The organism is Rhizobium sp. CB3060 (assembly GCF_025200735.1).
Taxonomy (GTDB): Bacteria; Pseudomonadota; Alphaproteobacteria; order Rhizobiales; family Rhizobiaceae; genus Rhizobium.
In genome coordinates this window covers 1,942,075-1,960,825 of record NZ_CP104158.1, presented here as the reverse complement: position 1 = coordinate 1,960,825, position 18,751 = coordinate 1,942,075, and the positions used below count along the sequence as shown (strand labels likewise).

Annotated in this window: 14 protein-coding genes; 12 read left to right on the top strand and 2 right to left on the bottom strand. The window is 59.9% G+C overall.

Annotated features, from left to right (window positions below; genetic code table 11):
• Position 1: 1 nt before the first annotated feature.
• The 3 genes from murG to murB are packed head-to-tail and all read left to right on the top strand — an operon-like array spanning position 2 to position 3,509.
• Entirely contained in the window at positions 2–1,126 is a 1,125-nt protein-coding gene (murG, locus tag N2601_RS09520; RefSeq protein WP_104823563.1) for an undecaprenyldiphospho-muramoylpentapeptide beta-N-acetylglucosaminyltransferase, read from the top strand.
• Entirely contained in the window at positions 1,123–2,538 is a 1,416-nt protein-coding gene (gene murC / locus N2601_RS09515) for a UDP-N-acetylmuramate--L-alanine ligase (protein ID WP_104823562.1), read from the top strand. The genes murG and murC overlap by 4 nt, the downstream gene beginning before the upstream one ends.
• Positions 2,535–3,509: a UDP-N-acetylmuramate dehydrogenase gene (gene murB, locus N2601_RS09510; protein ID WP_104823561.1), complete on the top strand. Its 975-nt coding sequence runs from the start codon at positions 2,535–2,537 to the stop codon at positions 3,507–3,509. The genes murC and murB overlap by 4 nt, the downstream gene beginning before the upstream one ends.
• A gap of 89 nt (positions 3,510–3,598) precedes the next feature.
• Here murB and N2601_RS09505 read toward each other — a convergent pair whose 3' ends face one another.
• Positions 3,599–4,924 (bottom strand): MFS transporter, encoded by a 1,326-nt coding sequence (locus N2601_RS09505; protein WP_104823560.1) that lies wholly within the window; start codon positions 4,922–4,924, stop codon positions 3,599–3,601.
• Positions 4,925–5,171: 247 nt separating this feature from the next.
• Between N2601_RS09505 and aqpZ the strand changes: the two genes are divergently transcribed.
• From aqpZ to recN, 8 genes are all read left to right on the top strand, one after another.
• Positions 5,172–5,858, top strand: coding sequence for an aquaporin Z (gene aqpZ, locus N2601_RS09500; protein ID WP_104823559.1), 687 nt, complete (start codon positions 5,172–5,174; stop codon positions 5,856–5,858).
• Between the two features lie 298 nt (positions 5,859–6,156).
• Positions 6,157–7,083 carry a D-alanine--D-alanine ligase gene (locus N2601_RS09495; RefSeq protein WP_104823558.1) on the top strand — a complete coding sequence of 309 codons (927 nt, stop codon included), beginning with the start codon at positions 6,157–6,159 and terminating at the stop codon, positions 7,081–7,083.
• Positions 7,071–8,003 (top strand): cell division protein FtsQ/DivIB, encoded by a 933-nt coding sequence (locus N2601_RS09490; RefSeq protein ID WP_104823557.1) that lies wholly within the window; start codon positions 7,071–7,073, stop codon positions 8,001–8,003. The genes N2601_RS09495 and N2601_RS09490 overlap by 13 nt, the downstream gene beginning before the upstream one ends.
• On the top strand, positions 8,000–9,331 hold the full coding sequence (gene ftsA / locus N2601_RS09485; RefSeq protein WP_104823556.1) for a cell division protein FtsA: 1,332 nt from the start codon (positions 8,000–8,002) through the stop codon (positions 9,329–9,331). Before N2601_RS09490 ends, ftsA begins: the two co-directional genes overlap by 4 nt.
• A 110-nt stretch (positions 9,332–9,441) precedes the next feature.
• Positions 9,442–11,196, top strand: coding sequence for a cell division protein FtsZ (ftsZ, locus tag N2601_RS09480; RefSeq protein ID WP_104823555.1), 1,755 nt, complete (start codon positions 9,442–9,444; stop codon positions 11,194–11,196).
• A gap of 329 nt (positions 11,197–11,525) precedes the next feature.
• Entirely contained in the window at positions 11,526–12,482 is a 957-nt protein-coding gene (lpxC, locus tag N2601_RS09475) for a UDP-3-O-acyl-N-acetylglucosamine deacetylase (RefSeq protein ID WP_104823554.1), read from the top strand.
• A gap of 290 nt (positions 12,483–12,772) precedes the next feature.
• Positions 12,773–13,642: an outer membrane protein assembly factor BamD gene (locus N2601_RS09470; protein WP_199773476.1), complete on the top strand. Its 870-nt coding sequence runs from the start codon at positions 12,773–12,775 to the stop codon at positions 13,640–13,642.
• Positions 13,643–13,654: 12 nt separating this feature from the next.
• Positions 13,655–15,328 (top strand): DNA repair protein RecN, encoded by a 1,674-nt coding sequence (gene recN, locus N2601_RS09465; RefSeq protein WP_104823552.1) that lies wholly within the window; start codon positions 13,655–13,657, stop codon positions 15,326–15,328.
• A 105-nt stretch (positions 15,329–15,433) separates the two neighbouring features.
• Here recN and N2601_RS09460 read toward each other — a convergent pair whose 3' ends face one another.
• Positions 15,434–16,201, bottom strand: coding sequence for a CDP-diacylglycerol diphosphatase (locus N2601_RS09460; RefSeq protein WP_245463850.1), 768 nt, complete (start codon positions 16,199–16,201; stop codon positions 15,434–15,436).
• A 362-nt stretch (positions 16,202–16,563) separates the two neighbouring features.
• Here N2601_RS09460 and ligA point away from each other — a divergent pair, with 362 nt between their 5' ends.
• The gene (ligA, locus tag N2601_RS09455; RefSeq protein ID WP_104823551.1) at positions 16,564–18,717 is read left to right on the top strand and encodes an NAD-dependent DNA ligase LigA; all 2,154 of its coding nucleotides are present in this window, start codon (positions 16,564–16,566) and stop codon (positions 18,715–18,717) included.
• The last annotated feature ends 34 nt before the right edge of the window (positions 18,718–18,751 follow it).

Below are 18,751 nucleotides of genomic sequence, written 5' to 3'. Positions count from 1 at the left end.
CATGAGTAAAGGTATTATCCTGCTTGCCGCCGGCGGAACCGGCGGCCACGTCTTTCCGGCCGAGGCATTGGCCCACAAGCTGAAGGAGCGCGGTTATTCCGTGCACCTCGTCACCGACAGTCGCGCGGAACGCTATGCCGGCAAGTTTCCGGCTGATGAGATTCATGTGGTGCCGTCGGCAACGATCGGTTCGAAGAATCCCATCAAGGTCGCAAAGTCGCTTTGGACGCTGTGGACCGGCATGCGCGCCGCACGCAAGCTGATCCGCAATATCAGGCCGCTCTGCGTTGTCGGCTTCGGCGGTTATCCGACCATACCGCCGTTGCTTGCTGCGACCCGCATGGGCGTGCCGGCGATGATTCATGAGCAAAACGCTGTGATGGGACGCGCGAACAAGGCGCTCGCCGCCCGTGTCCAGGCGATTGCTGGCGGCTTCCTGCCGGAAAAGGGCGGCGCGTTTCCGGAGAAGACGGTGACGACAGGCAATCCCGTGCGGCCGGCCGTGATCGAAGCGGCGAAGCAGCCCTATGTGCCGTCCGGCCCGGATGATCCTTTCAATCTGGTCGTCTTCGGCGGCAGCCAGGGTGCGCAATACTTCTCCAAGGCAATGCCGACGGCGATCAGCCTGTTGGAGGAGCCGCTGCGCAAGCGCCTGCGCATCACGCAGCAGGTGCGTCCCGAGGATATGGAGACGGTCAATAGCTGCACCAGGCGGCTGGAGATGGGCGCCGAAGTCGCGCCGTTCTTCACCGATATGGCTGAGCGCATCGGCGCCGCCCATCTCGTCATCTGCCGGTCCGGCGCTTCCACTGTATCGGAACTCGCCGTCATCGGTCGTCCGGCGATCCTTGTGCCCTATCCCTATGCTCTGGACCACGACCAGGCAGCCAATGCGGCTGCGCTTGCGGCCACGGGTGGCGTGAAGGTCATTGCGCAAGCCGAGCTGACGCCGGAGAAGCTCTCGACGATCCTGCGCGGCGCGATGACGATGCCGGAGAAACTTGCGAAGATGGCGGCTGCGGCCAAACAGGCCGGCAAACCGGCTGCGGCGAGCTTGCTCGCCGATATGGTTGAGGCTATTGCCGCAAAACGTTCAATTCAGGAATTCAAGGGGGCGGGCGTATGAAGCTGCCGAAGGCTATCGGCCTTGTGCATTTTATCGGTATCGGCGGTATCGGGATGAGCGGGATTGCGGAAGTGCTGCATAATCTCGGCCATCGCGTGCAGGGGTCAGACCAGTCGGAAAGCGCCAACGTGCAGCGGCTGCGCGACAAGGGCATCACGGTCCATATCGGTCACAAGGCGGAGAATCTCGGCGACGCGGAAGTCGTGGTCGTCTCCACCGCCATCAAGAAGAGCAATCCCGAACTCACCGCCGCGCGCGAAAAGTTGCTGCCGGTCGTGCGCCGCGCTGAGATGCTGGCCGAGCTGATGCGCTTCCGCAACTCCATCGCCATCGGCGGCACGCACGGCAAGACGACGACCACCTCGCTGGTCGCGACCCTGCTCGAAGCCGGCGGACTTGACCCGACGGTCATCAATGGCGGCATCATCAATGCCTATGGCACCAATGCTCGCATGGGCGAGGGCGAATGGATGGTGGTGGAGGCCGATGAATCGGATGGAACCTTCCTGAAGCTGCCGGCCGATGTCGCCGTCGTCACCAATATCGATCCGGAGCATCTGGATCACTACGGCAATTTCGACGCCGTGCGTGCCGCGTTCCGGCAGTTCGTCGAGAATGTGCCGTTCTACGGCTTCGGCGTCATGTGTCTCGACCATCCGGAAGTGCAGTCGCTGGTCGGCCGCATCGAGGACCGCAAGGTCATCACCTACGGCGAAAATCCTCAGGCCGATGTGCGCTTCATGAATGTGCGCATCGACGGGACGCGCTCGCTGTTCGACATCGAAATTCGCCGGCGCCGCACGGGGAAGGTCATCGAGATCAAGGATCTCGTCATGCCGATGCCCGGCCGTCACAACATTTCCAATGCCACCGCGGCGATCGCAGTCGCCAACCGGCTCGGCATCTCCAATGTGGCGATCGCCAAGGGGCTGGCCTCCTTCGGCGGCGTCAAGCGTCGCTTCACGCTGACGGGCGAATGGAACGGCGTGAAGATTTTCGACGATTACGGCCATCATCCGGTCGAGATCAAGGCCGTGCTGAAGGCGGCGCGCGAAGCCTGCAAGGGCCGCATCATCGCTGTTCACCAGCCGCATCGCTATACGCGCCTGTCGAGCCTGTTCGAAGAGTTTGCCGCCTGTTTCAACGATGCTGACAGCATTTTCCTGGCACCCGTCTATGCCGCCGGCGAAGACCTGATCGAAGGTGCGGATTCGCAAGCTCTGGTGTCGCGCATCAAGGCAGGCGGCCATCGCGATGCGCGCTATCTGCCGTCCCAGGAAGAGCTTGCCCGCATGGTCGCGGAGATTGCGCGACCGGGTGATTTTGTGGTTCTCTTGGGGGCTGGTAGCATCACTTATTGGGCAGCTTCATTGCCAAAGGAATTGGAAGGCCTCTCGGGTAAGTCCGCATGAAACAGGTAAATGGGGAAAAGCTTCTGGCGTCGCTCGGCGACAGCGTAAAGGATATTCGCGGCCGGTTGACGCCGGACGCGCCGATGGATCGCGTCACATGGTTTCGCGCCGGCGGGCTGGCGGAGCTAATGTTCCAGCCGCATGATACGGACGATCTGATCGCTTTCCTGAAGGTGCTGCCGGCCGAAGTGCCGTTGACGGTGGTCGGCGTCGGTTCGAACATCCTGGTGCGCGACGGGGGTATACCGGGTGTCGTTCTGCGCCTCTCGGCGAAGGGCTTCGGTTCGGTCGAGCTCGCCGGTGAGAACCGCATCCTGGCCGGCGCTATTTGCCCGGATAAGCACGTTGCCGCCATGGCCATGGACAACGGTATCGGCGGCTTTCATTTCTATTACGGCATTCCAGGCGGCATCGGTGGCGCAGCGCGTATGAATGCCGGCGCCAACGGCTCCGAGACGCGCGATCGCGTCGTCGAGGTGCATGCAGTTGACCGCAAGGGCAAGAAGCATGTGCTAACCAATGCCGAGATGGGCTACACCTATCGCCATTCGACGGCATCGGACGATCTGATCTTTACGCATGTTCTTTTCGAGGGGTATCCCGAGGATCGGGCCAAGATTCGAGCCGAGATGGATGCTGTGCGGGCGCATCGCGAGACCGTGCAGCCGATTCGGGAAAAGACGGGTGGCTCGACATTCAAGAACCCGGAGGGACATTCTGCCTGGAAGCTGATCGACGAAGCCGGCTGCCGTGGCCTCGTCATCGGCGGCGCGCAGATGTCATCGCTGCACTGCAATTTCATGATCAACATGGGGCAGGCGACCGGCTATGACCTCGAATATCTCGGTGAGCAGGTCCGTCGCGAGGTCTTCGAAAATTCCGGTATCAAGCTGGAATGGGAAATCAAGCGTCTCGGCTGCTTCATGCCCGGCCGCGAGGTCCGGCCGTTCCAGGGTGTGACGACGGAATAACGGGCTCAGATCTGTCTGCAGTTCATAAACTGATTCAATAAAAAGGCCGGGTTTTTGCCCGGCCTTTTCAATTGGTTATGGCGAAGTTCTCAGACTTCGTCGTTGCCTGACAGCAGAATGCCGATCAGCGAAAGAACGGCTGCAATCGTCAGATAGTAACCGACATAGGCGAGGCTGTAATTCGAGGCCAGCCAGGTGGCGATGAAGGGCGCCAGCGAGGCGCCAATAATGCCGCCAAGATTGAAGGTCATCGACGCGCCGGTGTAGCGAACGGCTGTCGGGAACGGAGCAGCAAGCGCAGCACCGATCGGGCCGTAAGTGAAGCCCATCAAGCCGAGACCGATGATCGAGCAAGCGAATGCGCCGCCGAGACCGGCGGTCAGAAGCGTCGAGTAGAACAGGCCGAAGATCAGGATGCCGATCGTCGTCAGGATCAGAACTAGCCGGCGCGAATAGCGATCGGACAACAGGCCAGAAAGCGGGATCATCAGGCCGAAGAAGACCACGCCGACGAGCTGGACGACCAAGAACTGCTGCTGCGAATAACCGAGACCTGCCGGTGTGGCCGTGAGCGGCCTGGTACCCCAGCTCAGCGTGAATGCCGTCATCAGATAGAACAGCACGAAAGTCGCGACCGCGATGATCGTGCCGAGGATGAGACTGCGCAGATGCGAACGGAAAATAACGGCGATCGGAACGGAAACGCGCTCTTCCTTATCGATTGCGCGCTGGAATTCCGGGGTTTCAGTGATCTTCAGGCGCACATAGAGGCCGACTGCAACAAGCGCCAGGCTGATGAGGAACGGAATGCGCCAGCCATAATTCAGGAAGTCCACATCACTCATGCTTTCGCGCAGGATGAGAAAAAGGCCGGCCGAGAAGATGAAGCCGATGGGAGCACCGAGTTGCGGGAACATCGCGTACCAGCTCCGCTTGCCTTCCGGAGCGTTTTCGGTTGCGAGCAACACCGCGCCGCCCCATTCGCCGCCGAGGCCGAGGCCCTGGCCGAGGCGGCAAAGCGCCAGCAGTACCGGCGCGAGAACGCCGATCGACTCATAGGTCGGCAGCATACCGATCACAACTGTCGAGAGGCCCATGGTCATCAGCGCTGCGACAAGCGTCGCCTTGCGGCCGACCCTGTCACCAAAATGCCCGAAGATCATCGCGCCGATCGGACGGGCGAAGAAGGCGATCGAGAATGTTGCGAAAGACTGTAAAGTCGCCGCAGTCGGATCGGCAGCCGGGAAAAACAGCTTTGGGAAGACGATTACCGCCGCCGTCGCATAAACGTAAAAGTCGAAAAATTCTATCGTCGTGCCGATAAGACTCGCGATCAGAACGCGTGCCTTGGAATTCGCAACAACGCTGTTCGATGACGAGGGGGTCGGCGATAAAGGAGATATCGCGTCTGTCATGGTCCCACCAATTTAGATGATGCTAAGGTTATCTTAGCGGTAAGACGTGTCCTTAGCGCAATTTTTGTTCAGCGCAAACGTCTAAGACGCAAGAAACCGGCAACCCTGCCGCAATCGCTGATTTGAGGGCGAATGAGGTCGCATTTGCAATTTAAGCTAGCGTTTATCCAGCAAAGTCTTGACCAGAATCTCGTTCTCGTAAATGTCTTACTTTCGCTCTGGTTGAGGGCTGGGGAGAATAGATTTCATGCAGAAAAAATTAATTGCGGAGTTTCTTGGAACATTTTGGCTGGTGTTTGGTGGCTGCGGAAGCGCAATCTTTGCGGCAGCTTTTCCGAGCCTCGGTATTGGCTTTCTCGGTGTTTCTTTCGCCTTTGGGTTGACCGTGCTCACCATGGCCTTTGCGGTCGGCGGTATATCGGGCGGCCATTTCAATCCGGCGGTGTCGGTCGGTCTTACCGTTGCCGGCCGCTTGCCCGGTTCGCAGCTCATTCCCTACATCATCGCTCAGGTCGTCGGCGCGATCGCTGCCGCGGCTGTGCTTTACCTGATCGCAAGCGGCAAGGTTGATTTCCAGCTCGGCGGTTTTGCGGCCAATGGTTATGGCGAGCATTCTCCGGGCGGCTATTCGCTGGTATCGGCGCTGGTTGCCGAAATCGTGCTGACTCTCTTCTTCCTGATCGTGATTCTCGGTTCGACCAGCAGCAGGGTGCCGGCTGGGTTCGCACCGATTGCCATTGGCCTTGCACTGACGCTGATCCATCTGATCTCGATCCCGATCACCAATACGTCGGTCAATCCGGCCCGTTCCACCGGTCAGGCTCTGTTCGTCGGCGGCTGGGCGCTGCAGCAGCTTTGGCTGTTCTGGGTGGCCCCGATCGTCGGTGGCGCGCTGGGCGGACTCATCTGGAAACTGATCGACGATCGTGACTGATTCAGGGTTGCAATAAGCCTTATGAAGGCCCGCGCCGGAGACCTCGGCGCGGGCCTATTTGTTTAAAAATTTCTAAAAGTGGATATTCAAACATAGCAACTCCATGATTCTAATGGCAGAATTCTTCAACTCGATTTGATTCGGAAAAATTGACTTCGGCGAAAGCGGTCGAAAGTTAACGAAAGTAAACGCTTCATTAACCTTAATGTTGTTCTAATGGAGCATGCAAAGACGTCGCGAGAATCGCTGCTCGGCGCATCGAGCAAACGTCGATTGAAGGTGTGAATTGGGGGTATTGATGGGTGGCAAGCATGTGGCTGTCCTTTTGGGCGGATTTTCCTCGGAGAGGCCGGTTAGCCTGTCTTCGGGAAAAGCATGTGCTGACGCCCTCGAGTTGGAAGGCTTTCAAATCACGCGTGTCGATGTGGAGCGCGATGTGTCCGCGCGCCTTGCAGATCTGAAGCCCGATGTCGTTTTCAATGCTTTGCATGGCCCGTTCGGCGAGGACGGCACCATTCAGGGTATCCTTGAATATCTGCAGATCCCTTACACGCATTCCGGCGTGCTGGCCTCGGCGCTCGCCATGGACAAGTCGCGCGCCAAGAAGGTGGCTGATGGCGCCGGCATTCCTGTGGCCGATTCGCGTGTGATGAACCGTTTCGCCATTACCGGCGAGCATCCGATGAGGCCGCCCTACGTTGTGAAGCCGGTGCGTGAAGGTTCGAGCTTCGGTGTCGTGATCGTCAAGGAAGATCAAACGCATCCACCGCAGATCATTACCTCTTCCGAGTGGCGTTACGGCGACGAAGTGTTGGTCGAGCGCTACATCTACGGCCGGGAGCTGACGTGCGGCGTCATGGGCGATACGGCGCTCGGCGTCACTGAGATCGTGCCGCAGGGCCATAGCTTCTACGACTACGATTCCAAGTATGCGGAGGGTGGATCAAAACACGTCATCCCCGCCAGAATTTCACCGAATCTTTACCAAAAGATACAAACATTATCGTTAAGGGCGCATCAAGCTATCGGCTGCCGTGGCGTCAGTCGATCTGACTTCCGTTATGACGATCGCTTTTCCGAAGAGGGCGAGCTTATCTGGCTGGAAATCAATACCCAGCCGGGCATGACGCCTACCTCGCTGGTGCCCGAAATGGCCGCTCACGCCGGCTACTCTTTTGGTGAATTTCTCCGGTGGATGGTGGAGGACGCGTCTTGTTTGCGCTGACGGTCAAAAATATGAGGCGGTCCCGCCATCGCGTCCCGCTCGCGATCGACGATGTCGAGGATGCGTTTGTGTTGCCGCGCCCGCTGCGTCGTGCCGTGCGTTTCCTCGTGAGCCTTGGTTCCGGACGCGTCAATATTCCGGCTCATACGGGCACGGTTTCCGCTCTCGCTCTGTTCGCTGCGACCGGCCTCTATGGCATGTCGATCGGTGGCCATACGCAGGATGTTGCCCAGGCGACGACGTCGGCTGCTGGCTTTGCCATCGAAGATGTGAAGGTTTCCGGCAACGATCAGACTTCGGAAATCGAAATCCTGCAGCTTCTCGGTCTCGACGGCACGACGTCGCTGGTGGCGCTCAATGTCGATGCGGCTCGTCAGAAGATTGCGAGCCTGCCTTGGGTGCAGGGCGTCGAAGTCCGTAAGGTCTATCCGAAGACGGTCGAAGTGAAGCTCACGGAGCGCAAGGCTTATGCCATCTGGCAGCACGGCTCCGAACTCTCGCTGATCCAGAAGGACGGCAGCGTGATTGCCCCGTTGCGCGACAACAAGTTCGCCAAGCTACCGCTTTTCGTCGGTCGCGATGCCGAAACGGCTGCGGCGTCCATCGATGACGAGTTTGCCAACTGGCCGGATGTTCGCAGCCATGTGAAGGCATTCGTGCGCGTCGCCGGTCGCCGTTGGGATCTCTACCTCGACAATGGCGTGATCATCAAATTGCCGGAAGACAATATCGATGGTGCGCTCGCTCGGCTCACCAAGCTCGACAAGGACGAAAGCCTTCTGCAGCGTGATATCGCAGCCGTCGACCTTCGCCTTGACGACCGTACCGCCATTGAATTGACCCCGGACGCAGCACTTCGCCGCCAGGCGGCGTTGGATGTCAGAACCAAGGCTTTGAAGAAAGCAGGGCAGGATACATGAGCTTATTCAGTTCGTCCCATTTCGGTCTGCCGCGCCTGAAGCCGCTGTCCTCCAAGCGGTCGCACATCGTATCCGTCCTCGACATCGGCTCGACGAAGGTCGTCTGCATGATCGGCCGGCTGACGCCGCGTGAGGAAAGCCAGGTTCTGCCGAACCGCACGCATAATATCGAGATCATTGGCATCGGCCATCAGCGTTCGCGCGGCATCAAGACCGGTGTCATCGCCGATCTCGATGCGCTGGAAAATGTCGTCCGTCTCTCGGTCGACGCCGCCGAACGCATGGCCGGGCTAACCGTAGACAGCCTGATCGTCAATGTTTCGGCCGGTCGCCTTGGCAGCGACATCTACACCGCCACCATCGATCTGGGCGGCCAGGAAGTCGAAGCAAACGATCTGAAGAAGGTGCTTGCCGCCGCCTGCCAGCAGTCGCTCCGTCAGGAACGCGCCGTGCTGCATTCGCTGGCAACCGGCTACTCGCTCGACGGCGAACGCGGTATCCGCGATCCGCTCGCAATGTTCGGTGATGCCTTGGGTGTCGACATGCATGTGGTCACGGCGGAGCGCGCTGCGCTTCGCAACCTCGAACTCTGCATCAACCGGGCGCATCTTTCTGTCGAGGGCATGGTGGCAACACCCTATGCCAGCGGTCTTGCCGCTCTCGTCGATGATGAAGTCGAGCTCGGTTGCGCCGCGATCGACATGGGCGGCGGCACGACGACGATCTCGGTCTTTGCCGAAGGCAAGCTGGTGCACACCGACGCCGTCAGCCTCGGCGGCCATCATGTCACCACCGACCTTGCCCGCGGTCTTTCGACCCGTATCGAGGATGCCGAGCGGCTGAAGGTGGTTCATGCTTCCGCGCTCGCGAATTCTTCGGAAGAGCGCGAACTGATTTCCATCCCGCCGATCGGCGAGGATGAACGCGACCAGCCGACGCAGGTGCCGAAGGCGCTGGTGTCGCGCATCGTCAAGGCGCGCATCGAGGAGACGCTGGAACTGATCCGCGATCGTATCCAGCGCTCCGGTTTCAGCCCGATCGTTGGCAAGCGTGTCGTACTCACGGGCGGAGCCAGCCAGTTGACCGGCTTGCCGGATGTGGCGCGCCGCATTCTTGCCCGCAATGTCCGCATCGGCCGCCCGATGGGCGTATCCGGCTTGCCGACAGCGGCCAAGGGGCCTGCCTTTTCGACGGCGGTCGGACTGATGATCTATCCGCAGGTTGCGGACATGGAGACACATGCGGCGGGCAGCGGTCTGCTCTCGTCGCTTGGGGGTAACAACAGCCGTATCGGCCGCGTTGGCCAATGGCTGAAGGAGAGTTTTTGAGTGCCTGATCCCGGATCGCGGCAAGCGCTTTCCGGGCAGGGGTCAGGCAAGTGAAATATAGTGAATTGGCCGGCGTGGCGATGCGGCCATAAAGAGAAGGAACGGGTACCATGACTATCAAGCTGCATAAGCCAGATATCACCGAGCTGAAGCCGCGGATCACCGTGTTCGGTGTCGGTGGTGGTGGCGGCAATGCCGTCAACAACATGATCACGGCAGGTTTGCAGGGCGTCGATTTCGTCGTCGCCAATACGGACGCGCAGGCTTTGACGATGACGAAGGCGGAGCGGATCATCCAGCTCGGCGTCAATGTCACCGAAGGCCTCGGCGCCGGTTCGCAGCCGGAAGTTGGCCGCGCGGCTGCTGAAGAGTGCATCGACGAGATCATCGATCACCTGAACGGTACCCACATGTGCTTCGTCACCGCCGGCATGGGCGGCGGCACTGGCACGGGTGCTGCGCCGGTCGTCGCACAGGCCGCCCGCAACAAGGGCATTCTGACCGTCGGCGTCGTCACCAAGCCGTTCCATTTCGAAGGCGGCCGCCGCATGCGGCTTGCTGAAATGGGCATCCAGGAACTGCAGAAGTCGGTCGACACGCTGATCGTCATTCCGAACCAGAACCTGTTCCGTATCGCCAACGACAAGACGACCTTCGCGGACGCGTTCTCGATGGCCGACCAGGTTCTCTATTCGGGCGTTGCCTGCATCACCGACCTGATGGTGAAGGAAGGTCTCATCAACCTCGACTTCGCTGACGTCCGTTCGGTCATGCGCGAAATGGGCCGCGCCATGATGGGCACCGGCGAGGCTTCCGGCCAGGGCCGCGCAATGCAGGCTGCAGAAGCTGCCATTGCCAACCCGCTGCTCGACGAAACCTCGATGAAGGGTGCGCAGGGCCTGCTGATCTCCATCACTGGCGGCCGCGACCTTACCCTGTTCGAAGTCGACGAAGCTGCGACCCGCATCCGCGAAGAAGTCGATCCGGACGCCAACATCATCCTCGGCGCCACGTTCGATGAATCGCTGGAAGGCATCATCCGCGTTTCCGTCGTTGCGACCGGCATCGATCGCGCGATGAACGAAGCCGCCGACAAGGCCATGGAATTCCGTCCGGTCGCAAAGCCGGCTGTCCGTCCCTCCGCGGCCGTTGCTCCGGCAGCGGCCGCAGCTCAGCCTGCCCATGTCGCGCAGGCACCGAAGGCCGCCGTCGATCCGATCGCGCAGACCATCCGTATGGCGGAAGCCGAAATGGAGCGTGAACTGGAAATCCAGATGAGCCGCCAGCAGCAGCCGGTAATGCAGCAGCAGCCGGTCGCTCAGGAGGAGAGCTTCCGTCCTCAGAGCCGCATCTTCGCAGCACCGGAGGCACAGCCCGTCCGTCAGGCTCCGCTTCAGCAGCAGCCGGCCCCGGCCATGCATCAGCAGCCTGCGATGCAGCATCAGCCGGCCCCCATGCAGATGCAGCAGCCGGTACGCCAGGAGCCGATCATCCGGCAGGCTCCGGAGCAGGTCCGCATGCCGAAAGTCGAGGATTTCCCTCCGGTCGTTAAGGCCGAGATGGAGCATCGTGCTCAGCCGGTCGCCGCTCAGGCTACCGAGGAGCGCGGCCCGATGGGCTTGCTGAAGCGAATCACCAATTCGCTCGGCCGCCGCGACGAGGACCCGGCTTTCAACGATATGACGGCTTCGGCTCCGAGTGCCGCTTCGCAGCAGCGCCGTCCTCTGTCGCCGGAAGCAAGCCTCTATGCTCCGCGCCGTGGCCAGCTCGACGAACAGGGCCGCCAGGTTCCGCAGGCGCGGATGGCAAGCCAGGAAGACGACCAGCTCGAAATCCCGGCCTTCCTGCGCCGGCAATCGAACTGATCCGGTGTAGGGCATCCTTTTAATAGGATACTAACCATGTTTATCGAATCCGGGGCTCACGAGCCCCGGATTTCTTTATTTTCGGCCTCTCTTTAATTCTAAAATTACCTAGCAAATTCAATCGTCTGGTTTCGTAACAAAGCGAAAGAAACAGTGATTTGGAATGCGGTGCCCTCGCGCGTATTTAGGTAGCAAGCGAGCCAGCGGAATCGCATCCAGCAATGATTGCATGTGAATTCGCGGAATAGGTAACAGACTGAACCAGCGATGAGGGCAGGATCCAAAGATGACCGCCCGGTCTGGGACAGATAGACGAAGGCAGATTTTATATGGCAATCGGATTGCTGGGTTTTCAGACCACCATTGCAAGCCCTGTGACACTTTCGGGTATCGGCGTTCATTCTGGCGCCAATGTGTCGATTACGCTCTATCCAGCCGAAGCCGGTACCGGCGTCATCTTCCAGCGCATGCATGACAATGGCGATGTGACAGAGCTGCGCGCCGTTTCCTCGCAGGTTGGCAACACCGATCTTTGCACAGTTCTCGGCTTCTCGCCGGCGCGTTCCGTCGCGACGGTCGAGCACGTCATGGCGGCGATCTATGCGATCGGCCTCGACAATGTCATCGTCGAAGTTTCCGGTGCGGAAATGCCGATCATGGATGGCAGCTCCTATCCCTTCATCGAAGCGATCGAGCAGGTTGGTATCGTCTCGCTCGGCGTCAAGCGCCGCTATATTCGTGTGACCAAGCCGGTGCGAATCGAAGCCGGCGGTTCCTGGTGCGAGTTCCGGCCTTATGACGGCACGCGCTTCGAAGTCGAGATCGATTTCGAATGCCCGTTGATCGGCCGGCAGAAGTGGGAAGGCGATCTGACAGCCAAGACCTTCAAGGCCGAGCTGTCGCGTGCGCGCACCTTCGGCTTCATGCGCGATGTCGAGCGTCTCTGGGCTTCGGGCCATGCGCTCGGCTCCTCGCTGGAAAATTCTGTCGTCATCTCCGACGACAACACGGTGATCAATGTCGAAGGCTTGCGCTATGCCAAGGACGAATTCGTCCGTCACAAGGCGCTGGATGCCGTCGGCGATCTGGCGCTGGCTGGCGCGCAGTTCATCGGCTGCTACCGCTCCTATCGCGGCGGCCATCGCATGAATGCCAATGCGCTGAAGGCATTGCTCAGCGATCCCACGGCTTACGATGTCGTCGAGACTTCCGCACCGCGCCAGCGCGCGCATAGCCGCGAGTTCGTCGCCGTCAATGCTCCCGAATTCGCCCCCTGGTCTGCGTGACCTCCAGGAACCCAGGTGGCAGAGTCGCCGCTCCCGAAAGGGGGCGGCTCTTTTTTTGACGCGAGATTCGTCAGGGATGCTTTCAAAGCCGGTCAAAGCGTTGCGTTCGGACAATCAGAAAGCGGAATCTCTTGTCAATACAGCAGTTAAAGCCTGCCATCGCGCAGTCTTTGCCACAAAAATGCGTTAATGCATCATCATTGCGTTGCCCTGATGGTGCTTTTGCGGCTAGAAACGCCAGCGAGAGAGAACGCCGTTTCCGCAACAACGGCTAGTGGGACAGTCATCCGATGGGTTTTGCAGGGTCTGAAAGCATGAAGATTACAGCACGGGCTCTGCTCGTATCGCTTCTCCTGGCCGGTACCGGTGCGGTGGTAACGGGTTGTAACACGGACAAGGACATCGACATCACCAAGCTCGGTGTCGAGAGCGATCCGCCGGAAGCTCTCTACAATCAGGGCCTGGCCAATATCAAAGCCGGCAATATGACGGAAGCCGGCAAGAAATTCGACGCCATCAACAAGCAGCAGCCCTTCTCCGAATGGGCGCGCAAGGCGCTGGTAATGAGCACCTTCGTCAAATATCGCACCGGCCAATATGATGACGCCGTCCAGACGGGCAACAGCTACCTAAAGCAGTATCCCGGCTCCGAGGATGCCGACTATGTTCAGTATCTCGTCGGTGCGTCCTATGCCAAGCAGATCGTCGACGTGACGCAGGATCAGCGCGCCGCGCAGCAGACGATCGAGGCGATGTCCAAGCTCGTCAGCACCTATCCCAACTCGCAATATGTCAGCGACGCACAGGCGAAGATCCGCTTTGCCCGTGACCAGCTCGCCGGCAAGGAAATGCAGGTCGGCCGCTACTATCTCGAGCGTAAGGACTACCTCGCAGCCATCGCGCGCTTCCGTATCGTCGTTGAGCAATATCCGACGACGAACCAGATCGAAGAGGCGTTGGCGCGCCTGGTCGAAGCCTACTACGCCATGGGCATCGTTCCGGAAGCGCAGACAGCAGCCGCCGTTCTCGGCCACAACTATCCGGACAGCCGCTGGTACGCAGATTCCTACAAGCTTCTGAAGACCAGTGGCGTCGAGCCGCGTGAAAGCGAAGGCTCCTGGATTTCAAGGGCCGGCAAGAAACTTCTTCTTGGGACGTGAGATTGAGCGCACATGCTGGTCCAGCTTTCGATCCGCGATATCGTTCTGATCGAGCGGCTGGATCTCGCCTTCGAGACCGGGCTTTCGGTGTTAACCGGCGAGACGGGCGCGGGCAAATCCATTCTGCTTGACAGTCTGTCGCTGGCCCTTGGCGGGCGCGGCGATGGCGATCTCGTGCGTCATGGCGAGGATCGCGGCCAGGTGACTGCGGTATTCGACGTCGGCATGCAGCACGCTGCCCGCAAGCTTTTGCGCGAAAATGGCATCGACGATGATGGCGACCTGATTTTCCGCCGTGTCCAGTCCGCCGACGGCCGCACCAAGGCCTTCGTCAACGACCAGGCGCTTAGCGTTCAGTTGATGCGCCAAGTGGGTCAGCTTCTTGTCGAAATTCATGGACAGCATGACGATCGCGCTCTGGTCGATACCGACGCGCATCGCATGCTGCTCGACGCCTTCGCGGGCATTGCCGAGGAAACCCAAGCTGTGGGGCGGCTCTACAAGATCTGGCGCGATACCGAGCGGACGCTGAGGAAACAGCGGGAGCAGGTGGAAAATGCGGCACGCGAAGCCGATTATCTGCGTGCTTCCGTCGAGGAGCTGGAGAAGCTGGCGCCTCAGGATGGTGAAGAGGACGAGCTGGCTGAGCGTCGCTCGCGGATGATGAAGGCGGAGCGCATCGCCGGCGACATTTCGGAAGCTTCCGAGTTCCTGAACGGCAATGCCTCACCCGTGCCGCATATCGCCTCGCTGGTGCGACGGTTGGAACGCAAGAGCCACGAGGCGCCAGGCTTGTTGGAAGACACGGTGGCGCTGCTCGACGCGGCGCTGGATCAGCTCTCCAATGCGCAGATGGAAGTGGAAGCAGCACTCCGCAAGACCGAGTACGATCCAAGGGAGCTGGAGCGCGTCGAAGAGCGGCTGTTTGCGCTGCGTGCTGCCTCGCGCAAATATTCCGTGCCGGTGACCGGCTTGCCGGCGCTGGCTGAGAAGATGATCGCCGAGCTTGCCGATCTTGATGCCGGCGAAGAGAGACTGGCGCGGCTGGATGCGGAGCTTGCCGCTGCCAAGGCTGATTATGATGCTGCCGCGCTCAGCCTTTCGGCCAGGCGCCATCACGCCGGCGAGGCGCTTGCCGCGGCTGTCATGGCTGAGCTGCCGGCGCTCAAGCTGGAGCGGGCGCGCTTCATGGTGGAAATCACCACCGATGCCGATGAGGCGACGGCCGAGGGCATCGATATCATCGAATTCCATGTGCAGACCAATCCGGGGACGCGGCCGGGACCGATCATGAAGGTGGCCTCCGGTGGCGAGCTTTCTCGTTTTCTGCTCGCGCTGAAGGTGGCGCTTGCCGATCGCGGCTCGGCGCCGACCCTAGTCTTCGACGAAATCGACACCGGTGTCGGCGGCGCAGTGGCGGATGCCATCGGTCAGCGGCTGAAGCGCCTTTCCGAGCGTGTGCAGGTGCTCTCCGTCACCCATGCGCCTCAGGTCGCGGCGCGCGCCGCAACGCATCTGCTGATCTCCAAGGGGCCGGTCTCCGACGGTTCGGAGAAGATCTCCACCCGTGTCGCCACCATGGCTCCCAAGGACCGCACCGAGGAAATCGCCCGTATGCTCGCCGGCGCTTCGGTGACGGAGGAGGCGAGGGCGGCCGCCAAGCGGTTGTTGGCGGGCAATGGCTGATCGCTGAACGCAAACCGTCGTCGGGTTTTCCGGTCTTATCTATCAGATGCCCGGGATGCCCTTTTTGGCCTGAAGCGAACGATGGGGAGCACGAGGCTCAATCAGCTAGCCCGTGCCATTGCGCAAAAGCGGGACTTGGCATTTAGGATCAATCATATCCTCTGCGGATCCGAGGGATTTGTTTGCTCCGATTATTCTCGCCAGAATATAGAAGCCATGTTGCCCGTCCGGTAATGTGGCGCCAAAGACGCCAACGACCACATTTTTCATATTCGAGCGGGCTCCCTCAACACCGTCTGCGACAAGCTTCAACGGGTTCAAATTTGAGAGGTCATCGGCCGTATGGAACGTTGCCCACCAACCGGCGTTGGTCCTCAATTTTGTAAACCGGCCGCTTCCAATCTCTGCGGTGTGGGTCTTCAGCAGGGCACGAAAGCGCGGTGTCTCGCACCCCATGTGGATATGAAACCGATCTTGCGTGCGCCAACTGGCAGCGTTTATCGCTAGCGCAAAATCCTGTGGCGAAACCTTTGATGTGCGCAGGCCGATCGCGGCTGATCGCTCTCTCCATGCCGCGTCGAAATAGTTCGGCGCTCCCGCGGTCAGAAGGCGGGGGTCTTCGATGCCGGGCACATCGGCGAGGGGCGCAAGAATGGTTCGCTCTTTTTCGGTCGGCTCGCGAAGAACGGCGTAGGAAGATAGCGGATCCTGCGCCTGGACTATTTTAAGGCACGGATACGGCGATCCTGTCAGGACGGAGTTAACTTCGCAGGCTCTAACGACCAACCCCAAAGCAGAGCGGCTGACGAATGAGCTCATGATGATGACTGCGATAATGAGAGAAATAGAGAGAGCGACAGGACGAAGGTTCACGCGTGATTCCGAATATTTGCTAACGAGCCCATCATTTCCGAAGATCTGGCTCTCATAATTCCTTACCTTAAATCGCCTGCGACAGACGCGGAAGAACCACTTACCTCAATAATTCGGCGCAGATTTCCGTTACGGCTGTCGGACACTGATATTTTCAGAATCTTTGTCTGGCAAAGCCGGAAATAGGGAATTTGTAACACCGCGAATGACCGCTTGTCGCGGAAAGTTGTCGTGAACGCCACTTTCGCGGTTGTCGGCTTCCAGATTTTTCTCTTTGTTCTTACGTGTTCCGAACGGAAAACCGCTTCGCACTTTTCCGGGAAGTGCTCTAAAACATCTCCGAAATCGGGGAGTGCGAATCCATGAGCAGCGAACAAAAGCCCGTCGAAGATTTGACCGAAGAAGAGGCGGCCGCTGCGCTTGCCTATCTGGCTGCCGAAATAGCGCGCAATGACGCGCTTTACCACGGCCAGGATGCGCCGGAGATTTCGGATGCGGAATATGATGGGCTGAAGCGGCGCAACGATGCCATCGAAATACGTTTCCCAGCACTAATTCGCGCTGACAGCCCATCGCGGCGGGTGGGTGCTGCGCCATCGGAAACCTTTGCGCCTGTCGTGCATGCAAGACCGATGCTCTCGCTCGACAACACCTTCTCTCAGGAAGACGTGCAGGATTTCGTCGCCGGCGTCTATCGCTTCCTCGGCAGGCTGCCCGATCAGTCGATCGCCTTTACCGCCGAGCCGAAGATCGACGGGCTTTCCATGTCGATTCGCTATGAGAACGGCCGGATGGTGAACGCTGCGACGCGTGGCGACGGGACGACCGGCGAAAATGTCACCGCCAATATCCGCACCATCAAGGAAATCCCGCAAACCTTGCCGGCCGGCTCGCCCGCGATCGTCGAAGTGCGCGGCGAAGTCTATATGGCCAAGAGCGATTTCCTGGCGCTGAACGCGCAGATGGAAGCGGAGGGGAAACAGACCTATGTCAATCCGCGCAATACCGCCGCCGGCTCGCTGCGCCAGCTCGACCCGAAGATCACGGCCAGCCGCAAGCTGAAATTCTTCGCCTATGCCTGGGGAGAGATATCGGACATGCCGGCCGATACGCAATTCGGCATGGTGCAGACATTCGCGAAATGGGGTTTTCCGGTCAATCCGCTGATGAAGCGGCTGAATTCGGTCGCCGATATCCTCATGCATTATGATGAGATCGGCCTTCAGCGTCCGGACCTCGATTATGATATTGACGGCGTTGTCTATAAGGTTGACAGCCTGGAGTTGCAGGCTCGCCTCGGATTCCGCTCGCGCTCGCCACGTTGGGCGACGGCGCATAAGTTCCCGGCGGAGCAGGCCTTCACCCGACTGATGGGCATCGACATACAGGTCGGCCGCACGGGAGCATTGACGCCAGTTGCGCGACTGGAGCCCATCACCGTCGGCGGCGTCGTGGTGACCAATGCGACGCTGCACAATGCCGATTACATCAAGGGCATCGGCAACAAGGGCGAGCCGATTCGCGATGGCCGCGACATCCGCGTCGGCGACATGGTGATCGTGCAGCGCGCCGGCGATGTCATTCCGCAGATCGTCGACGTCGTGATGGAGAAGCGGGAAGCGTCGAGCGCTCCTTACGAATTTCCCAAAGTGTGTCCGGTCTGCGGCAGCCATGCGGTGCGCGACATCAATGAGAAAACCGGCAAGGTCGATGCGGTGACGCGCTGCACCGGCGGCTTCATCTGCCGGGCTCAGGCCACGGAGCATTTGAAGCATTTCGTGTCGCGCAATGCCTTCGACATCGAGGGCTTGGGTTCGAAGCAGATCGATTTCTTCTTCGAGAACGAGGATCCGGCGCTGCAGGTGCGCACTGCGCCCGATATCTTCACCTTGGAAAAGCGCCAGCAGTCTTCGCTTGCCAAGCTGGAGAATATCGAAGGCTTCGGTAAGGTCAGCGTTTCCAAGCTCTATGCAGCCATCAACGAGCGGCGGGATATCGCTCTGCACCGCTTCATCTTCGCGCTCGGCATTCGCCATGTCGGCGAAACGACGGCGAAGCTTCTGGCACGCTCCTATGGCACCTACGAAGCCTTCGAGGTGGCGATGAAGGAGGCGGCGCCCCTTGCGGGAGACGCCTGGAACGACCTCAACAATATCGAGGGGATCGGCGAAGTTTTGGCCCGCGCCATCGTCGAATTCTACAAGGAACCGCGCAACATCGCGGTGATATCGCGGCTGCTTGAAGAGGTGCGGCCGCAAGAGGCGGAACGGCCGACCACATCGGGCAGCCCCGTCGTCGGCAAGACGGTGGTCTTTACCGGTTCTCTCGAGAAGTTCACCCGCGACGAAGCCAAGGCCAAGGCTGAAAGTCTCGGCGCCAAGGTTTCCGGCTCGGTTTCGAAAAAGACCGACATCGTCGTCGCCGGACCGGGCGCTGGTTCGAAGCTGGACAAGGCGCGAGAATTCAATGTGCAGGTCATGACCGAGGATGAGTGGCTGGGGTTGATCGGGGGGTGATCGACGGCGGCGGATCAAAGGATCGCCGCCCGTC

Coding starts and splice junctions, on each gene's coding strand:
- ftsZ (WP_104823555.1), top strand. CDS start 9,442: ATGACTATCAAGCTGCATAAGCCAGATATCACCGAGCTGAAGCCGCGG.
- N2601_RS09495 (WP_104823558.1), top strand. CDS start 6,157: ATGGGTGGCAAGCATGTGGCTGTCCTTTTGGGCGGATTTTCCTCGGAG.
- murC (WP_104823562.1), top strand. CDS start 1,123: ATGAAGCTGCCGAAGGCTATCGGCCTTGTGCATTTTATCGGTATCGGC.
- recN (WP_104823552.1), top strand. CDS start 13,655: ATGCTGGTCCAGCTTTCGATCCGCGATATCGTTCTGATCGAGCGGCTG.
- ligA (WP_104823551.1), top strand. CDS start 16,564: ATGAGCAGCGAACAAAAGCCCGTCGAAGATTTGACCGAAGAAGAGGCG.
- aqpZ (WP_104823559.1), top strand. CDS start 5,172: ATGCAGAAAAAATTAATTGCGGAGTTTCTTGGAACATTTTGGCTGGTG.
- N2601_RS09470 (WP_199773476.1), top strand. CDS start 12,773: ATGGGTTTTGCAGGGTCTGAAAGCATGAAGATTACAGCACGGGCTCTG.
- ftsA (WP_104823556.1), top strand. CDS start 8,000: ATGAGCTTATTCAGTTCGTCCCATTTCGGTCTGCCGCGCCTGAAGCCG.
- murB (WP_104823561.1), top strand. CDS start 2,535: ATGAAACAGGTAAATGGGGAAAAGCTTCTGGCGTCGCTCGGCGACAGC.
- N2601_RS09505 (WP_104823560.1), bottom strand. CDS start 4,924: ATGACAGACGCGATATCTCCTTTATCGCCGACCCCCTCGTCATCGAAC.
- murG (WP_104823563.1), top strand. CDS start 2: ATGAGTAAAGGTATTATCCTGCTTGCCGCCGGCGGAACCGGCGGCCAC.
- lpxC (WP_104823554.1), top strand. CDS start 11,526: ATGGCAATCGGATTGCTGGGTTTTCAGACCACCATTGCAAGCCCTGTG.